General features: G+C 65.6%; 8 protein-coding genes. All 8 read right to left on the reverse strand.

Annotated elements, in window-relative coordinates; genetic code table 11:
- Window positions 1-7 precede the first annotated feature (7 nt).
- Entirely contained in the window at window positions 8-688 is a 681-nt protein-coding gene (locus LK434_RS07315; protein WP_006719592.1) for a transaldolase family protein, read from the reverse strand.
- A gap of 337 nt (window positions 689-1,025) precedes the next feature.
- On the reverse strand, window positions 1,026-2,522 hold the full coding sequence (locus tag LK434_RS07320) for a sensor histidine kinase (RefSeq protein ID WP_227917690.1): 1,497 nt from the start codon (window positions 2,520-2,522) through the stop codon (window positions 1,026-1,028).
- 150 nt (window positions 2,523-2,672) lie between these two features.
- Window positions 2,673-3,350: a response regulator transcription factor gene (locus tag LK434_RS07325; RefSeq protein WP_040360472.1), complete on the reverse strand. Its 678-nt coding sequence runs from the start codon at window positions 3,348-3,350 to the stop codon at window positions 2,673-2,675.
- A gap of 398 nt (window positions 3,351-3,748) precedes the next feature.
- Complete coding sequence (gene pstB / locus LK434_RS07330) at window positions 3,749-4,594, reverse strand: phosphate ABC transporter ATP-binding protein PstB (protein ID WP_006719588.1); 846 nt, start codon at window positions 4,592-4,594, stop codon at window positions 3,749-3,751.
- Window positions 4,595-5,069: 475 nt separating this feature from the next.
- Window positions 5,070-7,136, reverse strand: a complete 2,067-nt coding sequence (locus LK434_RS07335) for an elongation factor G (protein WP_006719587.1) — start codon at window positions 7,134-7,136, stop codon at window positions 5,070-5,072.
- Between the two features lie 529 nt (window positions 7,137-7,665).
- Entirely contained in the window at window positions 7,666-10,059 is a 2,394-nt protein-coding gene (locus LK434_RS07340) for a tetratricopeptide repeat protein (protein ID WP_227917691.1), read from the reverse strand.
- A gap of 481 nt (window positions 10,060-10,540) precedes the next feature.
- On the reverse strand, window positions 10,541-11,302 hold the full coding sequence (locus LK434_RS07345; protein WP_006719584.1) for an amino acid ABC transporter ATP-binding protein: 762 nt from the start codon (window positions 11,300-11,302) through the stop codon (window positions 10,541-10,543).
- 18 nt (window positions 11,303-11,320) lie between these two features.
- Window positions 11,321-11,974, reverse strand: coding sequence for an amino acid ABC transporter permease (locus LK434_RS07350; RefSeq protein ID WP_040360471.1), 654 nt, complete (start codon window positions 11,972-11,974; stop codon window positions 11,321-11,323).
- Between the last annotated feature and the right edge of the window lie 328 nt (window positions 11,975-12,302).

The raw sequence follows: 12,302 nt of genomic DNA on the forward strand, positions 1-12,302 counted from the left end.
ACTGTCCCTAATTTGAGGTGACGCGCGCCCAGTCTGCCGCAAACGAGGCCAGACCCGCATCGGTGAGCGGATGGTGCAGGCACTTCTTGAGGGCCTTCATGGGAACGGTCGCGATGTCGGCTCCCATGAGCGCCGCCTGCGTCACATGGTTGGGCGTGCGGATCGAGGCGGCGATGATCTCCACCCGGCCGTCGGGGTTCTTATCGGACCAGTCGTAGTTCTTGATGCAGGCGACAACGTCGGCGAGCTGAGACAGGCCGTCGAGCGCGATGTCGTCGTAACGGCCCACAAATGGCGAGATGTAGCGCGCGCCGGCGTTGGCGGCCAAAAGCGCCTGCGTGGCGGAGAAGACGAGTGTCATGTTGACGCGCACGCCCTCGTTGGCAAGCGCGCGGCACGCGGCGAGCCCCGCCTCGCACATGGGCAGCTTAACCACGATATTCGGCGCGAGCGCGGACAGGCGACGGCCCTCCTCGACCATGCCCTCGACGGTCATCGCGGTTGACTCCGCCGAGACGGGCAGCCCCTCGCAGAGCTCGGCGATCTTGAGCATATGCGGCTCGAAGTCCTCGAGTTTGCCGCCGGTCTTGGCGTACAAGCTCGGATTGGTGGTCACACCGGCCAAACAGCCCCAGCTCTTTGCCTCGGCGATCTCGTCAAGGTTCGCGGTGTCGATAAAGAACTTCATGGCAGACCCTCCTCGCGGCAATGTGCCCGTACTCATTACGCGTACACCGCCAGTATAAAAGGTGCAGAAACGCCGCCGAGCCTCCAAGGCCCCGTGACTTCGATGAGCGGTTGAGTTTTTACATAGCCGGTAGCGGATACGTTCTACAAAGCCAGTGGCGAGCGCGATCCGCACCCGCCGACCCGTCTGTGCGCCCGTGCGCTGCCGGGCCGCCTGCCCATGCGCCGCCGGCGCGTCAGCACACTCGCCCGTGCACCGCCGACCCGCCTGCACACTCGCCTATTTGCCGCCAACCCGCCGGCACGCCCATGCACCTCCGGCTCGCCCACGCACTCGCCTACGCGCTCAGCTCGGGCAGATCCTGCACGGGAAAATGCACCGTGATCGCCGTGCCACGGCCCAGCTCGCTCTCAAGCTCGATGCGCGCACCGTGAAACGCCGCCGCATGCTTGACGATGGCCAAGCCCAAACCCGTGCCCCCGCGCGCCTTGGACCGGCTCTTGTCCACCCGGTAAAACCGCTCGAAAATCTTGCCCTGCTCCTCGGGCGCAATGCCGATGCCCGTATCGGATACGCGGATGTAGGGCGCCCGCATCGCGGAGCCCTCCGCCGGCTCGACGCCGCACGCGAGCACCACGCTGCCGCCCGGCTGGTTGTAGCGAATGGCGTTGCTCGCCAGGTTGTACGCCAGCTCGTCGATCAAGCGCGGAACGCCCATCACCATGGCAGGCTCGCACGCCAGCTCCAAAGTCACCTCGGCACGCGCCGCGACCTGCTCCAAGCGCTGCACAATGCCCTCAAGGGTGCGCGGCACGTCGATGGGTTCGCGCGCGCCCAAGGTCGCCGCCGCGGCCTCGCCCTCCGAGCGCTCGGCCTCGTCCAGGTTGGACAGGGTGAGGATGTCGTTCACCAGCGACGTCAGGCGACCGGCCTCGCTGTAGATGCGGCGGCCGAAATCGCGCAGGTCGGCCTCGTCCGTCACCAGGCCGTTGGCGATGAGCTCCGCGTAGCCCGAGACCGTGGTGAGCGGGGTCTTGAGCTCGTGCGTGATGTTCGCCGTGAACTCGCGGCGCATGCGATCGTTGTCGGCAAGGACGCGCACCTGGCGCTTGAGTTCCTGGCGTTGACTTTCGATACGCTCCAACATGGGCTCCATTTCGGCATAGGCGTTTTGCGCATTGCGGCGGGGGTGATCCAGGTCGACCTCGAGCAGCGGCTCGATGATGCGATGCGACTCGCGGCGCGCCACCACAATCGAAACCAGCACGCCCGTGGTGGTGAGCAGCGCCACGGGGCCGGCGAGCGACCACAACACTGCCAGGTAACCGGCCTCGCCCTGGGCCAGGCGAATCACGCTGCCGTCCGCCAGGCGCATCGCCTCATAGAGCATGACCTCGCCCAGCGTCGAGCTCGAGCGGTCCGCCGACCCGCGGCCCGTTTTGAGCGCCTGCTCGATCTCGGGACGGTTGCCGTGGTCCTCCATCGTGGCCTCGTCGATGTCGCTGTCGTACAGCACATCGCCGTCGGACCCCACCAGCGTGATGCGCGTGCCGTCCAGATGCAGGCGCTTGAGCGTGGAGAGATAGCTCGGCGAGCTGTTGAGCGAGGCGGCGACGATGCGGACCTCATTGGCGAGCTCGGCGGCGGTGGAACTCATCAGGCGCTGCTGCATGAACAGCGTCAGCGCCAGCGCGAACACGGCGATGGTGGTGAGCGAGATGGTGAGCAGCGTTACGAACACGCGGCGGGAAAGCGAGCGAGGGGCGCTCTTCGCCCTGCGCCGCCGCGGGGCGGCATCCGAGGGCTCTACCGCGCTCGTTGAAGGGGTAGGCACGGCGGAACTGCCGGGCGCGGCATATGCGGGCTCCACCGCGCTCGTCGAGGTCGCCGACACGGCGGAACCGTCAGACGCGGCAGGTACCCCGCCCGTTTGCCGACGCCCGGGCACTGCGCTCGCAGGCTTCCCTGCGCTACGCATGCCCATTTAGAGATCGGCGAGGCGATAGCCCACGCCCCGGACCGTCTCGATGCGATCCGCGTGATCGCCCAGCTTTTGACGGAGCGTCTGCACGTGCACGTCCACCGTGCGCGAACCGCCGTCGAAGTCCCAACCCCACACGCTCTGCAACAGCGACTCGCGCGTGAACACCACGCCGGGTTTGCGCATGAGGTACTCGAGCAGGTCGAATTCGCGCAGGGTGAGCTTGAGCTCCTGGCCCTCCACGCGCACCGTGCGACGACTGGGAGACAGCTCGATGCCACCCACCTGCAGCGTCTCGGAGGCAGGCCGGCTGGTCATGCCGCCGCGGCGCAGCAGGGCACGGCAGCGGCTCGTGAGCTCCATGAGGGAGAACGGCTTGGTGAGGTAATCGTCCGCACCGCCGTCGAGCGCCACCACCTTGTCGAGCTCGGAGTCCTTGGCGGTGAGCATCATGATGGGAACGGTCGCCGTTGCCTGGTCGGCGCGCAGGCGGCGCATGATCTCGAGGCCGTCGGTGTCGGGCAACATGATGTCGAGCAGCACGGCGTCGGGCACACGGCGTGCGACCGCAGCCTTGAACTCGCTGTCCGAGGCGAAGCCCTCCGCCTCGATCCCCTGCTGACGCAGGGCGTACAGGGTGAGCCCCCGAATGTTGTCATCATCCTCGACGTAATAAATCATGCGACCGGCTCCCTTCGCCCGTTTTGCGTCCATTCTACCCCGCGTGCCCCGCATTCCGCGCCAAGCCCAACGCCGCTCGTCGCCCCAAGAACCTTGGGGTTCCCAAGCGCCGCAGGTCGGTGTGGGCAAAGAGGGCGCCACGCCCCGCACGCAGCGACCTCGAACCCTATCCACCCAAACGCCTCAGCCCCGCACCTCTGGGTTTCCCAAGTGCCGCAGGTCGGCGCGAACGAGGAGGGCACGCGCCTAGCGTCCAGGCTCAACCCACCCAAACGCCTCAGCCCCGCACCTCTGGGTTTCCCAAGTGCCCCAGATTGCCCTGAAAGAGGAGGGCGTACGCCTTGCGTGCGGCGCCCGACGATTGAAGGGCAAGATGCGGTACTTGGGGAAGCCAGAGGTTAGCCAAAGCGGCCTGTGAGATAGTCCTCCGTCCGCCGATCGCGCGGGGCCTTGAAGATCTGCGCGGTCGGACCGTGCTCCACCAACTCGCCCAGCAGGAAAAACGCCACCGAGTCGGAGATGCGCGCGGCCTGCTGCATGTTATGGGTCACCACCACCAGGGTGTAGTCGCGCTTGAGCTCCATGGCGAGCTGCTCCACCTGCACCGTCGAGATGGGGTCGAGCGCCGAGGTGGGCTCGTCCATGAGCAGGACCTCGGGCTTGACCGCGATGGCGCGCGCGATGCACAGGCGCTGCTGCTGGCCGCCGGAGAGCGACAGCCCCGACGCCTTGAGCTTGTCCTTGACCTCGTCCCACAGAGCGGCGCGGCGCAGCGACTCCTCCACCAGGTCATCGAGCTCGGAGCGGTTCTTGATGCCCATGCCGCGCGGGCCGTACGCGACGTTGTCGTAGATGCTCATGGGGAACGGATTGGGGTGCTGGAACACCATGCCCACGCGCTGGCGCAGCAGCGTGGTGTTGAAGTCGGCGTAGATATCCTGACCGTCGAGGGTGATGGAACCCTCGATGCGGCAGTCTTTGACGTAGTCGTTCATGCGGTTGAAGCAGCGCAGCAGCGTGGACTTGCCGCAGCCGGACGGGCCGATGAACGAGGTGATCTCGCGCTCCGGGATCTCGATCGACACATCCTTGAGCGCATGGTGGTCGCCGTAATACAGGTTGACGTGGCTCACGGCCAGGCGCGTGGCATGCGCGGGTTGCGGCCCCTCGGCCTCGAGCCCCACCTGGGCGAACGCGGCGCCGCCCATCTCGCGCACCGAAGCCGCCTCGACGGCTCGTGCCATGGCGCGGGCGCTTTCCTCAGACGTACGATCCACCAGGCTCCTCCTCTACACGGCAGTCGAACTCCGAGGATGATAAAGAACGCAGTTCAGGCACGGGAAAGCCACATGTAAGGACCGTGTAAAGCCCCGCCTCAGAATAGGGACAGGCGCTGTTTTGGGGCCACGGGAAGCGAGGCCCGACCTCAAATCAGTGCCTGTCCCTATTCTGAGGCGCCTTGGCTGAAAGGGTCGATATGCTGACAAAACAACGCCCGCGAGCGCGTTTTTTCGATGTGTCGAGCCTCAATGAGGATTAAGCCGGTAGCCCTGTCGGGCAGCAACCTCAGGATGGAGATGCGGGCACCAAGGCAGGATCATCGCGCAGCCTCAATTCAGCGCCTGCTCCTATTTCAAGACAAGGCGGGCGCACCCCCCCTCGGGGATGCGCCCGTCTCCTGCCAATCACGGAGCAGATACGTTACCGCACGCCGCGGGCCTACCTGCCCTGAGCGCGGTTGTGCTCGTAGATCTCGACGAGCTTTTGCTGCACGTCGTAGGGAACCTGCTCGTAGCCGGCGGGCTCCATGGTGAAATCGCCCGTGCCACGCGTGAGCGAGCGCAGGCGCGTGGCGTAATCGACCAGCTCGGCGTAGGGTACCGTCGCGGCGACCACGGTCTCGCCGCGCTCGTTGGAATCCATGCCGGTCACGCGGCCGCGGCTGGCGGACACATCGCCCATCACGGCGCCGGCGTAACTCTCGGGGATCGTCACCGTGATGTTCTCCATGGGTTCGAGCACCACGGGATCGGCGTCCTCGCACGCCTTCTTGAGGCCGATGCGCGCCGCCGTGCGGAAGGCCATCTCGTTGGAGTCGACCGGATGATACGAGCCGTCGTAGCAGGCCACGCGGATGCCGGTGAGCGGGTAGCCCGCGATCACGCCGTCCTTCATGGTCTCCTGCGCGCCCTTGTCCACCGCCGGAATGAGCGCGCGCGGGATGCGTCCGCCCACAACCTCGTCCACAAACTCGTATTCGGTGCCGTCGAGCAGCGGCTCGACGCGCAGATAGCAATCGCCGAACTGGCCGGCGCCGCCGGTCTGCTTCTTGTGGCGGCCCTGGGCGCTCGCCACGCGGCGGATGGTCTCACGGTAGGGAATGCGCAGCGGCACGATGTGCGCGGCAACCTTGGTGCGGTCCCCCAGACGGTTAAGCAGCACGCTCACTTGGGCCTCGCCCACCGCCGAGATCACGGTCTGCCCCGTCTCCTCGTCGCGGTCGATGCTCATGGTCGGGTCGGCCTCGCAGGCCTTCTCGATGAACGTGAAGAGCTTGTCCTCGTCGGAGCGGTTCTCCGCCTCGATGGCGATGCGGTACTGGGAGTTGGGGAACTTGAACGCCGCGGCCTCGACCTTGCCGGTCACCGAGAGGGTGTCGCCCGTCTCGGCGCCCATCTTGGGAACGACCACGATATCGCCCGCGTAGGCATGGCCGACCTCGGTCATCTCGCGGCCGCACATCACGTTCAGGTGCGCCAGGCGCTCGCCCTTGCGGGTGCGCGCGTTCACGAGCTCCATGCCGGGCTCGATGGTGCCCGTGAGCACCTTGAGGAAGGAGAGGCGACCCTGCTGGGCGTCGTTCAGGGTCTTGAAGACGAACACCACGGGACGGTCGTCCTCAGAGGAGATCTTGAGCGTGTCACCGTCGATGAGCGGCATCTCGCCGTAGTCGGTGGGTGCGGGGAAGTACGTGGCGATGTCGTCCATAAGGGAGTTCACGCCCTGCTCTTGCACGCAGGAGCCGGCGAACACCGGGACGAACAGGCGCTGGGCGATGGCCTTGGCGAGCAGGCCCTCGACCTCCTCCTGGGTGAGGGGCTCGCCCTCGAGGTACTTCTCCATGAGGTCGTCGTCGGCCTCGGCCACGAGCTCGCACAGGGTCTCGTGGGCGGCCTCGGCGGCAGCGCGAAGCTCCTCGGGGATCTCGGACTCGGTCTGCTTGGTGCCATCGCAATGGCGGGCCTTCATGCGCACCAGGTCGATGATGCCGTTGAAGTCGTCGCCCGTGCCCCACGGCAGGGTAACGGCGCCCAGGCGCGTGCCAAAGCGCTCGCGCAGCATCTCGAGGCACATGTCGAAGTCCGCGTTCTCCTTGTCCACGCGGTTCACGAATACGGCGCGGGCAAGGCGCAGGTCCTCGGCGGCGTACCAGAGCTTGACGGTGGTGGGCTGCGGGCCCTCGGCGGCATCGACCACGAACAGGGCCGTCTCGCACACGCTCATGGCCGCATAGGCGTCACCGATGAAGTCGGGGTAGCACGGGGCGTCGAGCACGTTGATGCGGGCGCTCTTCCAGTCGATCGGCGCGATGGAGGTCGAGATTGAGAACTCGCGCTTGACCTCCTCGGCATCGTAATCGAGCGTGGGCTTGGTGCCGTCGTGGCCACCCAGGCGGGCGGTCTTGCCGGAAAGGTGGAGCATGGCCTCCGCGAGTGAGGTCTTGCCCACCCCGCCTTGGCCTACGAGCACCACGTTCCTCACGTTACCAGTCTTGGGTGCACCCATGGGACACCTCCCTTTCCCAGCGCGCAGAGACGCGCCGAAAATGCGTGCGAGGTGCCCTGTGCATCCCCGCACGACAGCCGTATGGCTTGAGCCTACCCATTTCATACGTGAATGCCGCACCCTTTTCGCCCAGCGTGCACGTGCGCGCGGTAAAGGGCGAATAGCTGCGCCATCGCATCGTCCCAGCAAAGACGGGCAGCGCATCTCGTCATGCAGCCCCGCCCTTCATTCACCTTCTCCAGCTTTCGGCAATCTGCACTTGCGCGCGGTAAAGGGTGGCGCGGCCTGACAGCAAAGGAGCCGCCCTTCCGGACGGCTCCTTGACATCATGTGTACCTGGCGACGAAGGCGCAGGTGATTCGGTCTTTGCGACCGTCTCGCCTTCCCCATGAGACGTTCGTCGCGACTCGTGTTTCGTAAGCCGCTCCCCGCATCCGGCGCGAGGCGGTTCGGTTCTTGCGGCCTTAACCCTAAGACTGCCAACGTGCCATGTAGGTCAACGGCGCGGGGCGGTTCGGTTCTTGCAACCCTACCCCCGGCTCAACGAGCGACGCACCTGCGCGAGCACGTCAAAGCTGTTCGGCCCCACGTCGATCGACGAGAGGAAATGCACGAGCGAGTTCGCGGCGTCGAAGAGCCCCGCGTCGACCAACGCCACCGCGGCGCGCGCGGACGTGGCGCCCAGCTGCGAGACGGGAGCCACCGGCACGCCGTCGGCGCGCAAAGCCGCGGACGCCTCGTCGATCGTTGGCCTGCGATGTATGTGGCTCTCCTGCATGAGCTCGCCGATCTCGGATTGCGCCTCGCCAAAAAAGAGCGTGTTGGGCCTGACCAGCGTGTAACAGGCAAGGCCGAGCGCGGGGTCGCCGCCCTGCCAAAAGAGGAAGCCCAGACGGTAGTATGCGCAAGCGATGTCGGTGGGGTCCGCGGCAAAGCGCAGGCCGTCGATCAGCGCCTCCACGGCGTCGCGGTCGCGACCGCCCTCGCGATAGGTGAGTGCGAGCGATTGGTACGACGTGAAAGACGTGGGGGCAAGGCGCACCAGGTCCTCTGCAAGGCCGATGGCGTCCTCGATATTCCCCTGCTCGCGATAGATGCGGCAGAGCATCGAGCGGGCGTCGTAGGCGGTGTCGGGAATCTTGCGGTAGCGCACCGACTCGTTCTCATCAACCTGGCCCACGACGGCACGGGCGACCATGCTCACGCAATAGAGCGGCCGCGCGTCGCTGTCCTGCAGGGCGTCGGCCATGTCGTATGCGGCGATCAGGTCGACAAGCTCCGCGGCGATCGAGCCCGAGGCGCCGTCCGCCTGCGCGGAGTCGTCCTTGTAGCGCTCGCAGATCTCCCGATACCGGTCGCGCAGCGGGTCGTCGTCCGCGTCAAAGATGTCCAGGTCCGCCACAGTGTCGGCATGCAGGAGCCCCACGAGGGAATCCGGCAGCGGACGGCGGTCGTCGGCCATCTTGACCGAGCGGTCCGGCAGGCCGGCGTCAAGCGACTCAATGGTGGAAAGCCCTCCATCCGCGCCGGCGTCCATATACACCGCGACGGGCGAGAGCATCTTGATGAGGTCCGCGGCGGTCAGGGATTCCTTGAGCAGCTCACCCGACTGGATAAGCGGCATGACCTCCATGGCGAACAGTTGGCGGCTCAACTCCAGCGAAGCGATAGCGCGGCCCGCCAGCGTGCGCTCGCGGGCGGTGACCACAGCGCGGATCACGCCCACGCCCGAGCCGAACGCGACCGCGGCGAGCGTCGCCGCAAGGCGCAGCACGTACGCGGCCTGCAGCGCGTTGCGCCCAGCTTGGTCCGTCGCCGGAAACGCCGAGGACGACGGCACGGCGACGTCGACGGCGAACACGCCCGCACGGGCATCGCAGTCAAAGCGGTAGTCAAACCCAAAGGGCGCGCGCAGGCCCTCGGTGGCTGCGGCAAAGCGCGTGCGCACGTCCCACTCGCCGCCGCGGGCGGACTCCGCGCCTAGCACGGTCGAAAAATCATTCGTCCGGTCGCAACCGCGCATCAACCGCGGTGCTACAGAGATGAACGTTCGAAGCGACGCCAACGACGAGCGCTCACAGGCCTCTTCTGTCACATCTCCTACCAACGGGGATTGCCCGTCTCCCAAGTCGCGCTCCATGAACACCAGGCGGTTGAGGGCACCTTCGACCGCCTGCAATGTATCGAGTTCCGCCTCGTTGAGCTCGCTTTTGTTGCACGCCGTCCAGAACAGGCCCGTGGACCCCAGGCGACGCAGGTCGATATCGTGCGCCGCGGCGATGGGCCGCACGCGCTCGGCGCCCGCTGCCATAAGCGAGCGAGACGCAAAGCGCTCAAAGCCGTCTGCGCCCTCGCGACGGCCTCGATACACCACAGCATCGAGCGCGTCTGGATAGGAGGAAGTCAGCAAACCGTCCAAGACATCGGCAACGCTTACCAGGGAATATTCCTCGCCGCGCTCACGCGGGAAGAGCCACTGGGATAAAAAGCACGCCGCGCCCATCTCGTCGATATCGTACGCGCCCGAGCCGTACGCCCCCAGGTCACCGCGGCAATCTACGACGCTCACGCGCCCGTCTTGCTCCCGCTGCGCAAGATGGGCGACCTTGGCGATCCTGCCCTCGCGATTCACGTAGAACACGATCTCGCCCTCGTCGTCTTTGGAAATGCCCGCGTTGGAGTCGCGCTCGGGGCGCTTTGCCAAGGGCTCGTCGCACGCATAGATGGCACCGCCCAGAGCGAGCCACGCGTGGATCTTCACCCTGCGCGGTCCGGCCGCCTCCACCACGTAGCCCATACTCCTTTCGGGCTGCGGCGCGATGGCGCTCGTGATCATGAAGACGCGACCGGAGTCACCACCCGGAATGGGCTTGAGCTGCTGCGTTTTTGCAAACAGTGGAAGTTTGAACACATTATCCGCCATCACGCGCTCCCATTCTTCTGCCCTGGCAAATGCTCATCTTGGCTCGCCTCATCCTACCAAAGGGCGAGGACGGCTTTCCGGCCGCCCCGCAAGCGGCACGAAACGCCGGGGCGGCGGGCGGAACGCTGCGGACCCAGAGCGCGCCGTCAAGCAAGTTGGCCCGCTCTGGGCCCGCCCAAGAGGGCGGCCCGCACCCCCATCGCAATGAAAGCGATTGGGAACGTCCAGAATATGCCGTCGCAGGGGGAACGTCGCGCCCCAGAAAAGGCCCGCGATTAAAATGTGTGGGGTTTATTCTGGACCACGCGGATACACCGGCGTTTTGCCTTCTTCTCAACAGGGGTTTTGCTGCTGAAATGAGCTGTGTACTTGGCCCATCTCAAGAAACCCCGCGCATTTTAATGTATGACCCCCCCTCCACTAAAATCGTGAGGCGTTCCAAGCCGCGATCGCCTGCGCCAGGAGCCGCTCCGGGCCGCCCTTACCTGCCTTGCCGCGCCAAAAATGCACGCGTGCGCTCTTCGCGCGGGTCGCCGAGCACCTGAGCCGCAGGCCCCTCCTCCACGATCACGCCGCCGTCCATGAACACCACGCGATCCGCGACGTCACGCGCAAAATCCATCTCGTGCGTGACCACAACCATGGTCATATGCTCCGCAGCAAGTTCCCTGATTACGCGCAAAACACCGGTGGTCAACTCAGGATCGAGTGCGCTCGTGGGTTCGTCAAAGAACAGCACCTCGGGGTCCATGGCCAAAGCGCGGGCGATGCTCACGCGCTGCTGTTGACCGCCCGAAAGCTGACAGGGCACCTTGTCCTCGCAGCCCTTGAGCCCCATCTTCGCGACAAGCTCGCGGGCGCGCTGCTCAACCTCGGCGGCCGGGCGTTTTTGCACGCGCACCGGCGCGTCCGTGATGTTGCGCATAACGGTATAGTGCGGAAAGAGATTGTAGTTTTGAAACACCAGGCCGAAGCGGCTACGAGTCTGTTTGAGCACGTCGCTCCTGGCATAGATCGCCTTGCCTGAGCCGTCCTGGCGCGCCACGGCCAAGTCCCCGTAGGACAGGTCGCCGGCATCGAGCGTCTCAAGCAGCGTCATGCATCGCAGCAGCGTCGACTTGCCGCCACCCGAAGGGCCAATCACTGCTACGACCTCGCCGCGCTCGACCTCGAGCGTGATGCCGCGCAGCACATCGGCGCCGCCAAACGCCTTGCGGGCGTCCCTCACAGATACAACAGGCATGAGAACCCCCGTCAAACGCTAGTCGTGGTAATAGGCAAGCATCTTTTCGATGCGCCCCAGCGCGACCTCGACTATAAAGTTGAACACCCAGTAAATCGCCGCGGCTATACCAAACGGCACCATGCTCACCTGCGAGGCGACAAGCGCCTTGGCAGTGGAGAACATCTCGCCCACTCCAATGGCAAAGGCCAGGGACGTGTCTTTGACGAGCGTGATGACCTCGTTGCCGATAGCCGGCATGATGCGCTTGATAAGCTGCGGCAGCGCGATGTAGCAAAAGGTCTGCGGCTTGGAATAGCCCAGGACCTCGGCGGCCTCGTATTGACCGCGCGGGATGGACTGCAGGCCGCTGCGATAGATCTCGGCAAAGTACGCCGCGTAGTTGATGATGAAGGCGACGATGGTTGCCTGCCATTTGGAGTCCTGGGTAAGTTGGATGCCGAATACGTAGTACGGCATGAAATAGATGGCGAACATTTGCAACATGAGCGGCGTTCCGCGCATCACGGAGATATAGACGCGCGTGATGGCGCGCACGACGGCGCATCGGCTCCCGCGCAGAAAGGCCACCACCATACCTAACGGCAGGGCGCCCACGAGCGTCAACGCGAAGATCTGCAAGCTGGTGAGAAAACCCTCTGCCAGCATCTGAACCATTGTCGTGATTTCCAAGGCGCGAGCCCTTTCTCCTTCAAGCAGTAACGCCATGCCCGCGGGGCCATACCCGACGGGTTCGCCGGACGCCCCACCGTCGGGCACCGCGGCACCTCGCAGCCGATATGGCCTTCCAAACGCCCCGGGTGCGCCCGGTGTCTCCTCACCGGGTGCGCCCATGGCCTCTCGCTGGCAACCCCACCGCCATGTCCGTTAGCGTCTCGCCGTCGGGCACCACGGCGCCTCGCAGTCGATACGACCTTCCAAACGTCCCGGGTGCGCCCGGTGCCGAGAGCGCGACGTGCTGACGCACATGGGCTCTCGGCACCGGGCGAAGATGAGGCGC

This window comes from Collinsella stercoris DSM 13279, assembly GCF_020735465.1.
Taxonomy (GTDB): Bacteria; Actinomycetota; Coriobacteriia; order Coriobacteriales; family Coriobacteriaceae; genus Collinsella; species Collinsella stercoris.